The organism is Acidobacteriota bacterium, assembly GCA_016716905.1.
Lineage (GTDB): Bacteria > Acidobacteriota > Vicinamibacteria > Vicinamibacterales > SCN-69-37 > SYFT01.
In genome coordinates, this window is the sequence record JADJUS010000014.1 from 1 (window position 1) to 13,485 (window position 13,485).

18 protein-coding genes, 1 tRNA gene and 1 pseudogene are annotated in these 13,485 nt (G+C 65.6%); 13 read left to right on the forward strand and 7 right to left on the reverse strand.

From position 1 onward, the window contains the following. The first annotated feature begins 14 nt into the window (after positions 1–14). Positions 15–377 (forward strand): hypothetical protein, encoded by a 363-nt coding sequence (locus tag IPL75_13880; GenBank protein MBK9241311.1) that lies wholly within the window; start codon positions 15–17, stop codon positions 375–377. A gap of 48 nt (positions 378–425) precedes the next feature. After that, positions 426–761: a DUF2339 domain-containing protein gene (locus IPL75_13885; GenBank protein MBK9241312.1), complete on the forward strand. Its 336-nt coding sequence runs from the start codon at positions 426–428 to the stop codon at positions 759–761. Between the two features lie 6 nt (positions 762–767). Here IPL75_13885 and IPL75_13890 read toward each other — a convergent pair whose 3' ends face one another. Both IPL75_13890 and IPL75_13895 read right to left on the reverse strand, forming a co-directional pair. Further along, positions 768–1,931, reverse strand: a complete 1,164-nt coding sequence (locus IPL75_13890) for an aspartyl protease family protein (protein MBK9241313.1) — start codon at positions 1,929–1,931, stop codon at positions 768–770. Then, positions 1,931–2,281 carry a hypothetical protein gene (locus IPL75_13895; protein MBK9241314.1) on the reverse strand — a complete coding sequence of 117 codons (351 nt, stop codon included), beginning with the start codon at positions 2,279–2,281 and terminating at the stop codon, positions 1,931–1,933. The genes IPL75_13890 and IPL75_13895 overlap by 1 nt, the downstream gene beginning before the upstream one ends. Positions 2,282–2,365: 84 nt before the next feature. Between IPL75_13895 and sugE the strand changes: the two genes are divergently transcribed. Beyond that, positions 2,366–2,689, forward strand: a complete 324-nt coding sequence (gene sugE / locus IPL75_13900; protein MBK9241315.1) for a quaternary ammonium compound efflux SMR transporter SugE — start codon at positions 2,366–2,368, stop codon at positions 2,687–2,689. 272 nt (positions 2,690–2,961) lie between these two features. Here the strand turns inward: sugE and IPL75_13905 are convergent, their stop codons facing one another. From IPL75_13905 to IPL75_13915, 3 genes are all read right to left on the reverse strand, one after another. Continuing rightward, positions 2,962–3,702: a TonB-dependent receptor gene (locus IPL75_13905; GenBank protein MBK9241316.1), complete on the reverse strand. Its 741-nt coding sequence runs from the start codon at positions 3,700–3,702 to the stop codon at positions 2,962–2,964. A gap of 149 nt (positions 3,703–3,851) precedes the next feature. Then, positions 3,852–4,097: a hypothetical protein gene (locus IPL75_13910; protein ID MBK9241317.1), complete on the reverse strand. Its 246-nt coding sequence runs from the start codon at positions 4,095–4,097 to the stop codon at positions 3,852–3,854. Next, positions 4,070–4,651: a TonB-dependent receptor gene (locus tag IPL75_13915; GenBank protein ID MBK9241318.1), complete on the reverse strand. Its 582-nt coding sequence runs from the start codon at positions 4,649–4,651 to the stop codon at positions 4,070–4,072. Before IPL75_13915 ends, IPL75_13910 begins: the two co-directional genes overlap by 28 nt. Positions 4,652–4,880: 229 nt before the next feature. Here IPL75_13915 and IPL75_13920 point away from each other — a divergent pair, with 229 nt between their 5' ends. From IPL75_13920 to IPL75_13950, 7 genes and pseudogenes are all read left to right on the forward strand, one after another. Continuing rightward, the gene (locus IPL75_13920; GenBank protein ID MBK9241319.1) at positions 4,881–5,516 is read left to right on the forward strand and encodes a hypothetical protein; all 636 of its coding nucleotides are present in this window, start codon (positions 4,881–4,883) and stop codon (positions 5,514–5,516) included. A 7-nt stretch (positions 5,517–5,523) separates the two neighbouring features. Continuing rightward, positions 5,524–5,964, forward strand: a complete 441-nt coding sequence (locus tag IPL75_13925) for a hypothetical protein (protein MBK9241320.1) — start codon at positions 5,524–5,526, stop codon at positions 5,962–5,964. Further along, complete coding sequence (locus tag IPL75_13930; GenBank protein MBK9241321.1) at positions 5,858–7,627, forward strand: hypothetical protein; 1,770 nt, start codon at positions 5,858–5,860, stop codon at positions 7,625–7,627. The genes IPL75_13925 and IPL75_13930 overlap by 107 nt, the downstream gene beginning before the upstream one ends. Positions 7,628–7,640: 13 nt before the next feature. Continuing rightward, positions 7,641–8,057, forward strand: a complete 417-nt coding sequence (locus tag IPL75_13935; protein ID MBK9241322.1) for a hypothetical protein — start codon at positions 7,641–7,643, stop codon at positions 8,055–8,057. 65 nt (positions 8,058–8,122) lie between these two features. Next, positions 8,123–8,637 (forward strand): annotated as a pseudogene (locus tag IPL75_13940) (adenine phosphoribosyltransferase). A 12-nt stretch (positions 8,638–8,649) separates the two neighbouring features. Beyond that, positions 8,650–8,726, forward strand: a tRNA-Arg gene (locus IPL75_13945). A gap of 32 nt (positions 8,727–8,758) precedes the next feature. Further along, positions 8,759–9,481 (forward strand): tetratricopeptide repeat protein, encoded by a 723-nt coding sequence (locus tag IPL75_13950; GenBank protein MBK9241323.1) that lies wholly within the window; start codon positions 8,759–8,761, stop codon positions 9,479–9,481. A 117-nt stretch (positions 9,482–9,598) separates the two neighbouring features. Here IPL75_13950 and IPL75_13955 read toward each other — a convergent pair whose 3' ends face one another. Next, on the reverse strand, positions 9,599–10,084 hold the full coding sequence (locus IPL75_13955) for a hypothetical protein (GenBank protein MBK9241324.1): 486 nt from the start codon (positions 10,082–10,084) through the stop codon (positions 9,599–9,601). 255 nt (positions 10,085–10,339) lie between these two features. Between IPL75_13955 and IPL75_13960 the strand changes: the two genes are divergently transcribed. The 3 genes from IPL75_13960 to IPL75_13970 are packed head-to-tail and all read left to right on the forward strand — an operon-like array spanning position 10,340 to position 12,492. After that, positions 10,340–11,044, forward strand: a complete 705-nt coding sequence (locus IPL75_13960) for a hypothetical protein (GenBank protein ID MBK9241325.1) — start codon at positions 10,340–10,342, stop codon at positions 11,042–11,044. 3 nt (positions 11,045–11,047) lie between these two features. Next, entirely contained in the window at positions 11,048–11,920 is an 873-nt protein-coding gene (locus IPL75_13965; protein ID MBK9241326.1) for a VWA domain-containing protein, read from the forward strand. Continuing rightward, positions 11,917–12,492 carry a class D sortase gene (locus IPL75_13970; GenBank protein MBK9241327.1) on the forward strand — a complete coding sequence of 192 codons (576 nt, stop codon included), beginning with the start codon at positions 11,917–11,919 and terminating at the stop codon, positions 12,490–12,492. The genes IPL75_13965 and IPL75_13970 overlap by 4 nt, the downstream gene beginning before the upstream one ends. Before the next feature lie 84 nt (positions 12,493–12,576). Here the strand turns inward: IPL75_13970 and speB are convergent, their stop codons facing one another. After that, entirely contained in the window at positions 12,577–13,473 is an 897-nt protein-coding gene (gene speB, locus IPL75_13975) for an agmatinase (GenBank protein MBK9241328.1), read from the reverse strand. Positions 13,474–13,485 lie beyond the last annotated feature (12 nt).

Consider the following 13,485-nt stretch of genomic DNA (forward strand, 5'->3'; position numbering starts at 1 on the left):
GTGGATTCTCCAGGGTGTCTGCCGTGCTCGCGTACGTGGGCGCGTGGCGTCTGGCGCCAGGGCCGGACGCGTCCGCGCCGTTTCGCCGCGAGCGCGTCATGGCCGCCGCCGCGTCCGGCGCGTTCGGCTCCGCGTTTGTGGTGGTGCTTGAGTGGGTCGTGATCGATCCGGAGTATCTGGGCGCCGCGTGGGCCGCCACCGCCGTGGTACTCGGCGCGCTGGGGTGGTGGCGCCGGGTCAGTGACCTGCGGTGGCAGGCGTGCCCCGTTGCTCCTGATGGCCCTGCGTGGGTGATTGGCCCGGTCCTCAATACGGAAAGCGCCACGCGGACCCAACTGGCGTCCGCCTGGGCGTCATCCTGGTGCTGTATGCCGTGAGCCCCGTCGTGCGGCGGGCCATCGCTCAGGCGACGAAGGCGGTTGCCGATGTGGAAGATGCGGGTGCGCATCGCGCTGTCGGTCATCGCCACGGTCGCGCTGGTGGCGCTTGTCTACAACGAAGTGCGTCCGACGCTCATCACCCTGACGTGGGGATTGCAGGCGGCCACGCTGCTCGTGGTCGGATTCCCCGCTCGCGAGCGACTGATGCGCCTCTCTGGGCTCGCCGTGCTGCTGGCCTGCATCGCCCGGTTGTTCCTCTTCGACCTGCCGCAACTCGAGGAACTGGCGCGCATCATTTCGTTCGTCGCGCTGGGCGCCGTGCTGCTGGCCGTCTCGTGGATCTACACGCGCTATCGCGCCCGGATCCAGAAGTTCCTGTAAGAGCCGCTACTTGATCGGCCGCAGGCCCAGTTCGCCGCGCTCGAGGTCGATGCGCACCAGGTAGTGCCTGAGGAACTCGTGCCCGATGATGCCGCCCATTTCGTAGCCGAGCAGGGCACTGGGGGCATCAAGGTTCAACACCGCGACGGATCGCTGGGAGGTTCCCACGCCTGGCGCCAGCTCCAGATCCACAAACGGCAGCAGGAACGCGCCGCGGTCCCATCCCGACGTGCCGAATACCCGCACCGGCACCAGGCGCGTGTCGGGGGCCAAGGGCAGCCGGCTGGCCACTTTGCGGCTGACCGAGACCGCGGTGCCCCCGGTGTCCAGGATGAAGCTGGCGGGCGTGTCGCGGTTGAGCGTCCCCCGCACGGTGGCGAGGCGCTGCATCCGCAGGGGGAGGCGCGTGGGGAAGTCGGCCTCCGCAAAACGCCGCGACATGGTCAGCACGCCGCGTTCGTAGTCAATCTCCATGGAGAAACCCAGGGCGAGCGGCGAAAACCCGGCGCCCTCCTGCCGTGGAATCTCGGTCAGGGTCGGACTCTTGATAAGGCCCGGGATGTTGCGGATGCGAAAGTCGCCGATGAGCAATTCATCGATCCGCGCGACCTGCAGTACACGGAAACCCACACCGAAGCTGCCGACGCCGGCCGTCTGCAGCGTGAGGGTTGGCCGAACGCCGGCGCGCGCGGCGATGGCCGGCGGGAGCGTGGTCTGGTCGGTACCGGTGTCGAGCGCAAACTCCACCGGCGTGTTCCCGTTGACGCGGCCGCTGACGAGGAGCCGGTTGTCCACCACCCGGAACGGAATGGTGTAGCTCTCACGCCGGCTGATGACCTCGTACGGCACCCGGTCGTCAAAGCTGCGAAGGAACGCCGACTGGGCGGCGGCCCATTTCGCCATCTCGCTTTCGTCGCGTGACGGAATCAGATCGAGATACCGATCGAGCGCATCGGCGGCCGGCCGGAACTGCCGGGTCTCTTCGAGAATCGCGGCCAGCGTGTAGTGAAACGCCGGCTCTTTTGGAGAAGAGCTGATGGCCCGGCGCACATCGGCGAGCGCCGCATCAAACCGGCGGCGGGAGGCGTGAGAGCGCCCACGGCCGTGCAACGCAGTGGGGTCGCCGGCATCCACGGCCAGCGCGGCTTCATAACGGTTTTTCGGCCTCATCAAACAGGCCCGACGCCCACAGCGGAGTCGCCGTGCAGGGCCAGAGCCGGCGCCAGGTTGCCGTCACGCTCGGCGACGGCGGCGCCTTCCTTGGCCGCCTCCGCAAACAGGCTCAACCTGAGCAGCGCCCGCACCATGCCCGTGCCGGCCTTCACCCGCGTCAACGCTTCGTCGCTTTCGCGCACGGCGCGGTACGCGACGTAGGCCTCTTCGTACTGGAGACGCGACGTCAGGGTGTCGGACCTGGCCAGTTGGGTTTCCTGGGAAACCGGTTCCTGAGCTGACACCGTCAGCGTCAGGAGGATCATCGCGAGCGAACCTCGCGCCAAGCCTCTCATGGCGTGAAACATGATGGCCCGGAGCCTATCACGGAGGCTGGCCGCGTGGCTGCTGCCCATTGCTCGGCCGCGGCCGACCGGTTACATTGGAAGGACATGCCGTGGGTGATCCTGTTCCTGGCCGGGCTGCTTGAGGTGGCCTGGGCAGTCGGGTTGAAGTACACCGAAGGGTTTTCACGGCCTGTACCGTCGCTTCTGACAGGACTCGCGCTTGTGGCCAGCGTCTGGCTATTGGCGCTGTCTGTCCGGACCCTTCCCATCGGCACCGCCTACGCGGTGTGGACGGGGATCGGGGCCGTGGGCACGGTGATCGTCGGCATCCTGAAGTTCGGGGAGTCGGCCTCGGTGTTTAGAATTACGTGTGTGGGACTGATCGTCATCGGGCTGATCGGTTTGAAGTTCGCTCCAGGCAGCCGCTGACGGCGCCCGGACTAAGGCAGAGGAGATCGCAGCAAATCATCCCAAAGTCAGCGCGCAGAAACGCGCACGGGAACGGGCTCGACAGGAACGGCAGAAGGGAAAGACGGCGCGCCGCGGGGAGGCCAAAGACCGCAAGACCACGGCGCCTCGGAGCGGAGGCGGCGGTGACCCCCGACATCGAAGGCATCGTCCCGGGCCCCCAGGCATCCCGTGGGGTGATGACGCGCCGTGGGGTGAGGAAACACCGAAGAAGCGGAAGACGAGCCGGTCTCCTAGAAGATCCGCAGTCCCACTGACAGCCATCGGCCAGGCATCGGCACGCCGGCCACTTCGTGAAACGACCGGTCCAGCAGGTTACTGCCTTCGATGAAGGCATCGAACTTGCCTATGGTGCGGCTGAGCCGTGCGCCGATCAGCCAATGCTGCTGCCCATCCACGATCCGGTAGTCCGCGTTGAGCGCAGCGCGCACACCGGCGCCGACCGGCGTGGCCGCTGAGAGACCGGCTGAGTGCCGGGCGTACTCGAGGACGTAAGCTGGACAACAACGCAAGTTGCGGCGCGTCAACGCGTAACCCGGAATAGTGCAGGCGCAACAGCGTGGCGCCGACGTTGCCGTGGCGCCCAGTTCAACGCCAGACGTGGTCACGTCGCGCACGTTCGTGGTGCGCCATCGGTCGGTGGACACGCTGCGCACCCAGTCAATGACGTCCTGATCCCACCGGATGAACGGCGAGGCAGAAAATGTCCAGCCGCGTGTCATGAAATCGATGCCGCCATCAAGCGCGGAACCACGCTCGGGCAGGAGCGTGTCGCTCGCCTGATGGGCGGGGTCAGTGTAGAAGCGTTCGGTGAACGTCGGAATGCGGAAGCCCCGCGCCGCCGATGCCCGCACGCGCATGGACGGCGTCAGCCACGCGGCCACCGACACGGATGGACTCCACGCATGGCCAAAGGTCGATGCTCGTCGAAGCGCACGCCAACCTGCGTCGAGACTCGCGGTCCAGCCGTCCATTGCGCTTCAGCGTATCCATGTCCGCGCGCGTATGTGCGATCACCAAGGTTGGACGACGCGATCCAGTCTCCACCGGCGCCGCCCCCAGCGGTGACGAGCAGCCGTGCACCTACCCGTCCGGGCCACTTGCACGGATGCATCCAGCGCGTTTAAGCGATGGCGGTTCTCGGCAAATCCCGGCCGGGCGATATCCCAGCGGAAGTGGTCGCCGTGATTGCGCCCGGCGACGCGGGCCGACGACGTCCGGTGTCGCCACTCCGGGCCCATCGTGCCGACACGAGGGTCTGGTCGGTCCATTCCTTCGACGGGGAGTTGCCGTAAAAGCCATTGGCCCCAAACGCCCGGCGCTGATGCCGCAGGTCAAGCGTCAGCGCCCGGCCGACGAGGCCGCGCACGCTGCCGCCGCCCAATGCAAAATCACGATCGAACATGAAGCCGTCACTTCGGCCTCCCCAGCCGGACAGTGTCCATCCGTTGGGCATGAAACCACCCGAGGCTGACGCACTGGGCGGTGACCAGTCCGTGCTGGCCGGCGGTGACAAGCCCTGTGGTGTGCGGGTCGTGCGCGTGACGACGTGAAGCGTGCCTCCCAGCGCGTCTGCGCCATGCACCGCCGAGGCGGGGCCAAAGACCACCTCGATTCGATCGATGCCGAGCAGGGGGCCGGGATCTCGCCGTTGTGGTGGCCGCTCTGGCTGTCATTCAGCCGGACGCCGTCGATCAGGACCAGCGACTGTCCGAACGTGGCGCCCCGCAGGCTGAAGTCGGTCTGCACGTCACGGCCACCGCGCGCCTTGGGATCGACGCCCGCCACCAACCGGAGGCTGTCGATGATTGACGTCATGCCGAGCCGCTCCAGGTCAGCCCGCGTAAGTACGGTCACCGTGCGCCCCACGCCCGCGGTGGGCGCCGGCGACGCGGTGGCGGTGACCACCACCTCGGCGGTCACGCGCGGCAGCAGGGAGCCTGGGTGGGCGCCTCGGCGGGGCAGGTCAGCCCAAGGAGAAACGATAGAAGCATGGCCATTTGTTGTATCACCCATCACGCAGGCCGCCGCGGCGACACCCTGGGGGCGTATTGGTGAAGCACGGCGAATCGGGTACTCTTTGACCGGTACGGCCACGATCCTGCGCGTGAAGGCGAACGACAGGTGGATGGCAGTTACAGGAGAAAAACAGATGAAGAAAAATTGGCAATCGGGTGCGGGTGTCATTCTGGGGGCGTTGGCATTTGTTGCCGTGGTCGCCACGCCGCTCGCGCGCGCGCCGCAGGCTGCAGATCCCAATGTCACGGTGGATCCGTCAATCCTGAGCACGATGCAGTTCCGCCACCTGAGCGTGTTCAGCCGCGGCGGACGTTCAACGGCCGTGGCCGGTGTGCCGTCGAACCCGTCGCTCTTTTACATGGGCTCGACCGGCGGCGGCGTCTGGCAGACGAACGACTCGGGCGTCAGCTGGCGCAATATTTCAGACGGCTTCTTCGAAGCGGGGTCGATTAGCGCCATCGATGTGTCGTTGTCCGACCCGAACGTCATCTACGTCGGCACCGGGTCGGCGTGCCCGCGCGGCAACGTCTCGCCCGGTGTGGGCATGTATAAGTCCACCGACGCCGGCAAGACCTGGAGCCACATCGGCCTGCGCAGCTGGCACGATCGGCCGCGTGAGAATTCACCCGACCAATCCGAACCTGGTCTACGTCGCCGTCCTGGGCAATCTGTTTGCGCCCAGCAAGGAACGCGGCGTCTACCGCTCGAAGGATGGCGGCACCACGTGGGAACAGGTGCACGCCATCAGCGACCGCACGGGCGCGGTTGATTTGACGATGGATCCCAAGAATCCGGACGTGTTGATCGCGGCGATGTGGACCACCGAGCGCAAGCCGTGGACCATCGAGTCAGGCAGCACCGAGGGCGGCATGTTCCGCACCACGAACGGCGGCGACACGTGGACGAAGCTCGGCGGCGGCCTCCCCGACAAAGTGATGGTGGGCCGAATCGGCGTCGCGATTTCCGGCGCGGATCCCAAGCGCGTGTATGCGCAGGTGGAAGCGGGTAACGACCTGGGCGGCGTCTATATCTCGAACGACGGCGGCATCACCTGGACGCCGGGCTTCAAGGGGCCGCGCCCAGCAGCAGCGCGCGGTGCACACTCACATCGTGGCAGACCCCGTGGATGTGGACACGGTCTACGGTCTCAATGTCGGCGCGTCGAAGTCCACGGACGGCGGCAAGACGTTCGGCAATGCGGGCATCAACTCGCATAGCGACTACCACGACATGTGGATTAACCCGACCAACAACAAGATCATCATCGTCGGCAATGACGGCGGCGGCGCCATCACCACCGGGCAGGGTTGGTCGCAGCAGGAGAATCAGCCAACGTCGGAGATCTACCGGCTGACAGTGGACAACCGGTATCCCTACTGGGTGTACGGCGCGCAGCAGGACAACAGCACGGTGGCCGTGCCGAGCCAGGGGAACGAAGCCACGTATGGTGTGGGCGGCGGCGAGAGCGGCTACATCGCCGTGGACCCCCGTGACCACGGCATCGTTTATGCCGGCAACTACGGCGGCGCGATCTCCCGCACGAACACACGGATGGGCATGAGCGAATCGGTGCGTGTCTACGCCGACTCGCAGACAGGCCAGCGCGCAGCCGACATGAAGTACCGCTTCCAGTGGAACGCGCCGATTCTGATTTCGCCGCACACGCCCGACACGGTGTACACGACGTCGCAGGTGGTGCATCGCACACGCGACGGCGGCATGAACTGGGATGTGATCAGCCCCGATCTGACGCGCAACGACAAGCGGCGTCAGCAGTACTCGGGCGGCGAGGGAATCACACGCGACAACACCGGTGTTGAGGTGTACGCCACCATCTTCGCGTTCGAGGAGTCACCAACGACGCCAGGGCTGCTCTGGACAGGAAGCGACGACGGCCTGGTGCACGTGTCGCGTGACAACGGCAAGTCGTGGAACAACGTGACGCCGGCCAATTGGCCTGAAGGGACGATCAACGCGATTGCCCCGTCGTCTCACGCGCCTGGCCGCGCTCTTGTGGCGATGCAGCGGTATCGCATGGGCGACTTTGCGCCGTATCTCTACCTGACCGACGACTACGGCCGGACATGGAAGCGCATCGCGGACGGGACGAACGGGATTCCGAACTGGCATTTCACGCGGGCGATTATCGAAGACCCGAAGAAGAAGGGCCTGCTCTACGCCGGCACCGAGTTTGGTTTGTATGTGTCGTTCAACGACGGCGTCAACTGGCAGCGGTTCCAGCAGAACCTGCCCGTGACCCCCGTGACTGACCTCATGGTGTATCGCAACGATCTGGTGGTGACCACGCAGGGCCGCGGCTTCTGGATCATGGACAACATGGCGCCGGTGCAGTCGGTGGCCGCCGGCATGGCTTCGGCACCCGCGGCGATTCTTTTCAAGCCCGAGGATGGATTCCGTCAGGGTGGCCGGCTGCCGAGCTTCCAGTATTGGTTCCGTGAGAAGCCGACCGCACCTGTGGAAATCACCGTCACTGATGCGGCCGGCACAGTCGTGCATTCGACCAGTGCGCAGCCGGCCGATCGGCCCGCGCCGACAGTGGCGGCGGCCGCACCGGCGGGCGGCCGTGGGGCACGCGGCGGCGGTGGTGGGGGTGGTGGCGGCCGTGGTGGCCGTGGCGGTCCCGGCGGCGGCGCTGCCGCAACGGGATATCAGGGTATGAACACGGCAACGTGGAACCCGCGTCTGCCTTCGCCGTACACCGTGCCGCCAGGCATCGTGGGATGGGGCATTGGCGGTGGGCAGGGGGCGAAGCTCAAGCCGGGCGCGTACCGTGAAGGTGACGTCGGGCGCCTGGTCGGCCACGCAGCCGTTCAATTTGCTGCCGGATCCCCGGACGCCGGCCGCGACGCCGGCGCATGACGAGCAGTTCAAGATGACGGTCGACATTGGCGCGACCACCAAGCGGCTGTATGACGAATTGGCGAAGATCCGTGACGTCAAACGGCAAGTGGCCGAACACGCAAAGACGCCTGGCGCTGCCACGGCCGCCGGCCGGACGCTCACTGAGAAGCTGGTGGGCGTTGAAAGTGTGCTGACCCAGATTCAGGGCGAAGGCGGGCAGGACGGATTGAACTACCCGGGCCGGCTCGATAACCAGTGGACCGTGTTGTACAGCAACGCGGCGAGCGCGGAGCGATGGCCTGTGAAGGGCGTCATCGAGCGCTACAACGACCTGTTGCCGGAAACGAACAGACTGTTCGCCGACATCCAGGCGGTGCTCACCAAGGACGTGGCGGCGTACAACGCCGTGGCGACCAAGGCTGGACTGACCGCCGTTACGGTCAAGTAGGGACGAATCGAGGTCCGTGGGTCCTCACCGGACCCGCGGACCTTCGATATACTGGTCGTCTTTGCATGGATGCGCTTAAGGAACGAATTCGCCACGTCCCCGACTTTCCGAAGCCGGGGATTCTCTTTTACGACATCACCACGCTGATGAAGGATGCGGCGGGGTTTCGTGCGTCCGTGGACGCCATGGCGGCCCCCTACAAGGACCAGAAGGTTGATCTGGTGGTGGGCATTGAGAGCCGCGGGTTCATTTTTGGTGCAGCCGTCGCGGATCGGCTTGGGGCGGGGTTTGCCCCGGTCCGCAAGCTGGGCAAGTTGCCGTCGGCCACGAGGCGCGCGTCATACAGCCTCGATGCGGGACCGATGCCCTGGAGATTCACGAGGACGCCATCGCGCCCGGACAGAAGGTGCTCGTGGTGGACGACCTGCTCGCCACCGGCGGCACGGCGGCAGCCACGGTGGGACTTGTGCGGGGCCTCGGGGCTGAAGTGGTGGGAGTGCAATTTTTGATCGAACTGGTGGCGCTGGGCGGCCGCGCGAAGTTGGCGACCGAGTCCGTGCACACCGTGCTCGCGTACTGAACGAAACGTCACGCGCCCGTAGCTCAGCTGGATAGAGCATCGCCCTCCTAAGGCGGGGGTCGCAAGTTCGAATCTTGCCGGGCGCACCATTTGTCATCGGCTTGTGTTGAGGGAGTGAGAGATGAAGGCAGGAGAACGGCACCACCTGAAGACCAACGAGTTCGCCATCCGCGTTGCGCGGGTGACCGAGGTCGTCGCCACCCATCGTGATCGACTGGTGCTTGGCGCCATTCTCTTTGTGGTGCTCATCGTCGCCATCGTCGGGTACTCCTGGTTCCAGGGCCGGAAGGCCGACCAGGCCGGGGCGCTGCTTGGCGCGGCCATGACCACCTACGACGCGCCGATTGTGCCGGCGCCGACGGTGCCCGGTGCGACCCAGCAGGCGGGGACCTTCCCGACGCCGACCGCGCGAGCCGAAGCCGCGGTGGCCGCGTTCCAGAAGATCATCGACGCGTACCCGTCCACAAGCGCCGGCGTCGCCGCTCGGTATCATCACGCCGCAGCGCTGATGACACTTGGGCGCCTCGCCGATGCGGAAAAGGGATTCCAGGCGGCCGCCGCCGCCGCGGGCGGCACGATTTTCGAGCCGATGTCAAAAATGGGACAGGCCGAGGCCCTCGTGGCGAGCGGCCAGGCCGACAAAGGCGTCGCCATCTTTGAAGCTCTCGCCGCGGATCGCGACGGCATGTTGCCAGTGGACGGCGTCCTGATGCAGTTGGGCCGCGCGTTCGAAAAGGCCGGCAAACAAGCCGAGGCGCGGACGACCTACAAACGCGTGGTGGATGAGTTCCCCGACTCGCAGTACGTGTCGCAGGCCCGGCAGGAACTCGTCAGGCTCGGATAGCGCCCGACGCATCATCATCCACGACGGATCTACAGGAGGGGCAGAGGCGCCGAGGCTACCTCCATTCTGCGACGACGGATCTACAGGAGACGCGGAGACGCGGAGACGCTGAGACGGTCAGCGCACGGTGTAGCCACTGAGAGTTGTTTGGCCTGGTTCGCGGTGTCTCGGCGTCATCCTTCGTAAACAGGACCCCGCGTCCGCGCGGCGCACCGTGGCCGGAGTTGAGCGGCCCCGCCACCGGCGGACCACAATAGTAGCCACCGCCAGCACGACTCCGCCCGCCAGGCCGACGGTCACGGTCCAGCCAATCTTCGGGAAGTTGAGCGCGAGAACGACGGCGAACGCGACGAGCGGAAGGCCGCCGATGCCGGCGACGCGAACACTTGCAAAGTTGATGACGTCGCCCAGTATCCGCCCCTGTGACATTGGGTCGGGCTGAGTCAGTGTGCCGGCACCGAGTCCGTTTCGGCGGGACGTGATCAACGTCCCGGCTGCGAGTCCGCCACCGACGGCGGTCAGGACCGCGAACCAGGCCAGCGCTGGGTCGGCCAGAGCCGCCGCAAACAGCACAGCCACCAAACCCAGACCAGCCACGGACATCCAACGGGACGAACGTGCACGTAAATCAGTCATGTGAGCCTCCGCAAACGGGTGAAAGGTTCCGTGTCGTTCAATGGAGTCATTGTATTAGTGTATTAGTACATCAGTCAAGCAGGGCCGGTGTTCCCAAAGAGACTCCGTGCCTCAGCGCCTCCGTGTGATCCGTCGTTGACGACGGGGCTTGGACTCCGTGCGCGCAAAGCCAATGTCCGCTTCTGTACAGCGGGTCACCGGGAAGGCTCGTACGCTGGCCGCATGATGAAAAACAAGATTACCTCGGTCGCGTTCGCCCTCGCGCTGGTTGGCGCCGTGTCAGCGTCACCTGCCATCGCGCAGACCAATCTCAACAACCGGACCGTCGTGACGTTCTCACAGCCGGTGGAAGTGCCAGGCAAGGTTCTGCCTGCTGGTACCTACACGTTTGAACTGAACGAGAGCATGGCCAATCGCCACATCGTCCAGATTTTTGATCAGGCCGGCACCAAGATCGTGGCGCTCGTCCTTGCGGTTCCCAACCGCCGCCTGACGCCCACGACTGATACGGTGATCAAGTTCGCCGAAGTGGCAGCCGGCCAGCCTCAGGCTCTCCGCGCCTGGTTCTACCCCGGGCAGACCGTCGGCCAGGAAATGGTCTATCCGAAAACCCGCGCCCGTGAGCTGGCCGCCACGTCGAACGTGATTGTTCCGGCGGTCGAGGACTCGTTTTATGCCGACGCCAAAGTCGACACGATGAAGACGGCAGATGTGGTGTCCGTGACGCCTGACCCGACTCCGACGCCGGTTGTTGTCGAGCCGGTGCGCACTGAACCCACGCCGGCTGTTGCGCCGGTGGAACCCACGCGGCGCCGCGCCCTGCCGAAAACCGCCAGCACACTCCCGCTGATCGCGCTCATCGGTTTTGGCACACTCGCATTCGGTCTGGTGCTTCGTCGGTTTTCGGTGAAGCCCGCGACCCGCTAAGACATGCGTCTCGCCGTTTGTTTGCTCGTTGTCGTGCAGGCGACCTTCTCCGTTCGCACGGAGATGGTCGTCCTGCCGGTGACGGTCACCGACACACGTGGAGAGAGTGTGGCGGGCCTGACCTTCACCGACTTTCGCGTGTACGACGACGGGCGGCTTCAGCCGATTACGCTGTTTCGCAGTGGTGAGGTCCCGCTGACCGTGGGCCTCATCGTTGATCACAGTCAGAGCATGCGCTCGAAATTGCCCGCCGTAAACGCCGCGATTGCGGCGTTTGCCGTGGCTGGTCGCGCCGATGACGAACTGTTTGTCGTCGGGTTCAACGACCGCGTGTTGTTGCAGCCACTGCCTGATGGAAAGCCGTTTACGAGCGATGCCGCGGATTTGTCGGCCGCGCTCGACGCGGCGACGCCGGCCGGGATGACAGCCCTGTATGACGCGGTCGCCCTGGGACTGCGGCACCTGCCCGCAGGCCGGGCTGACAGGAAGGCGCTGATCGTCGTGACCGACGGTGGCGACAATGCCAGCCAGCTCAAATACAGCCAGGTCCGTGATCTGGCTCGCGCCTCTCAGGCGGTCATCTACGGCGTCGGTCTCACCGGCGCGCGGTCCCAGGAGGAAAACCCCGAGGCACTCAAGCGGTTGTGCAGGGACAGCGGAGGAGTTGCCTATTTTCCGGCGACGCAGGCGGATATCTCGAAAGCGGTGGGGGACATCGCGCGTGACCTTCGCACGCAGTACACGATCGGTTTTACCCCGGCGGCCAACAGCGCTCGGCATGGGTTCCGCCCGGTCAAGGTGACGGCTGTGAGCCCCGTGGGGGCCAAGCTCCGGGTGCGGACTCGGGCGGGCTATACGACGAGGTCGCCACAATGACGGGCCTCCGGCGCGCCGCCCGCATCGCCGGCACCACGGCTATCGCCCTGGGTCTGGCGGCGTTGCTCTACGTGGGCCTGGTCTACGCACAGGCGAGACCGTCAGATATGGCCCTGCTTCCCGACTCGCCGCCCTCAGCGCCGAGCGAACTTGCGCCCGTAGGCCGGCCTCTCGTGGCGGGTGAGTCGCTTGGTCAAATTCACATTCCGCGACTCGGCTTGAGGGCAGACATCCGTGAGGGCGAGGATGAGTCCGTGCTCCAAAGTGGCGTGGGGCACCTGGCCGACACGCCCTGGATGGGGCAGGACGGCAATGTGGCGCTGGCCGGCCACCGTGACACCGTGTTCCGCCCGCTCGAGGGCATTCAACCCGGTGATGTGATTGAGATCGCAACGCCCGGCGGCACAGCCGCGTACTCGGTGGATCGGGTGACGATTGTCTCGCCCGACGATTTGTCCGTGCTGGAACCCACCGGCGGCAGCACGCTCACCCTCATCACCTGCCACCCGTTCAAGTACATCGGATCCGCACCAAACCGATTCATCGTCAGGGCCAAGCGAGTCATTCAGTAGTGCAGCGTTGCGTAGGCCCTTTCAAGAGGAACTCCGTGCCTCAGCGCCTCCTGTGATCCGTACGTGATCTGATCCGTACGTGATCTAAGTCCTCGGGAGGGCGAGCTTGTACGTGATGAGCTTGTAGACCAGGCGAGCGGCAACGAAGTTCGGCGACCATACCCCGGGGATGGGGCAGAGTTCCACCACATCGCATGCCACCACGTCGCGCTCGGTGAAGACGCGACGCAACAGTGTCATCAGTTCACGCCACGCAAGCCCACCAGGCTCCGGCGTGCCCACGGCGGGCATCAGCCCAGGCTCCAGACCATCGAGGTCGATGGTCAGGTACACCGGGCCCGTGAGGGCATCAAGCACTCGCGACATCCAGTCGGGGTCGTCGCGCATATTCCAGTCGTAGAAGATCGTGGTCTGCAGCGACGGCACCGCTTCGGCTTCCTCTTTCGAAATGTTGCGGATGCCGACCTGCACCACGGGAGCGGACTCCAGCGACCGGCGCATGGCTGACGCGTGGCTGTTGTGTTCGCCCATATAGCCGTCCCGCAGGTCCGCGTGGGCGTCAATCTGGAGCACCGTGAGGCCGGGATGCCGCGCGGCCGCAGCGGCCACCAGCGGCGGCGTGATCGAATGCTCGCCGCCGAGCGTGACCAGGAACTTGCCCGAATCCATGATGGCGCTGGCCGTGCGGTGGATGCGTGCCATCGCGCCTTCCATCGATCCATGGGAAAGATCCATCTCGGGCAGCGTGTGAATGCCGCGGGGGTGAATATCCACGCCAAGCTCTTCGTCCCACAACTCCACCTGGGCCGACGCCAGGATGAGTTCCCTGGGACCGTTGCGGGTGCCCTGCACGTATGAGGTCGTGCGATCGAGAGGGACGGGGAGAATGATCGCCGCCGACTCGTCGTAACCGGTGGTGACCGGGAGGGCGCCTCCGAACCAGAGGGGGTGAGCGTGATCGTAGTCAACAGGGAAGGACATCAAAGCACTCCG

Coding starts and splice junctions, on each gene's coding strand:
- IPL75_13885 (MBK9241312.1), top strand. CDS start 426: ATGTGGAAGATGCGGGTGCGCATCGCGCTGTCGGTCATCGCCACGGTC.
- IPL75_13890 (MBK9241313.1), bottom strand. CDS start 1,931: ATGAGGCCGAAAAACCGTTATGAAGCCGCGCTGGCCGTGGATGCCGGC.
- IPL75_13895 (MBK9241314.1), bottom strand. CDS start 2,281: ATGTTTCACGCCATGAGAGGCTTGGCGCGAGGTTCGCTCGCGATGATC.
- sugE (MBK9241315.1), top strand. CDS start 2,366: ATGCCGTGGGTGATCCTGTTCCTGGCCGGGCTGCTTGAGGTGGCCTGG.
- IPL75_13905 (MBK9241316.1), bottom strand. CDS start 3,702: ATGGACGGCTGGACCGCGAGTCTCGACGCAGGTTGGCGTGCGCTTCGA.
- IPL75_13920 (MBK9241319.1), top strand. CDS start 4,881: ATGAAGAAAAATTGGCAATCGGGTGCGGGTGTCATTCTGGGGGCGTTG.
- IPL75_13925 (MBK9241320.1), top strand. CDS start 5,524: ATGGATCCCAAGAATCCGGACGTGTTGATCGCGGCGATGTGGACCACC.
- IPL75_13935 (MBK9241322.1), top strand. CDS start 7,641: ATGACGGTCGACATTGGCGCGACCACCAAGCGGCTGTATGACGAATTG.
- IPL75_13950 (MBK9241323.1), top strand. CDS start 8,759: ATGAAGGCAGGAGAACGGCACCACCTGAAGACCAACGAGTTCGCCATC.
- IPL75_13955 (MBK9241324.1), bottom strand. CDS start 10,084: ATGTCCGTGGCTGGTCTGGGTTTGGTGGCTGTGCTGTTTGCGGCGGCT.
- IPL75_13960 (MBK9241325.1), top strand. CDS start 10,340: ATGATGAAAAACAAGATTACCTCGGTCGCGTTCGCCCTCGCGCTGGTT.
- IPL75_13965 (MBK9241326.1), top strand. CDS start 11,048: ATGCGTCTCGCCGTTTGTTTGCTCGTTGTCGTGCAGGCGACCTTCTCC.
- IPL75_13970 (MBK9241327.1), top strand. CDS start 11,917: ATGACGGGCCTCCGGCGCGCCGCCCGCATCGCCGGCACCACGGCTATC.
- speB (MBK9241328.1), bottom strand. CDS start 13,473: ATGTCCTTCCCTGTTGACTACGATCACGCTCACCCCCTCTGGTTCGGA.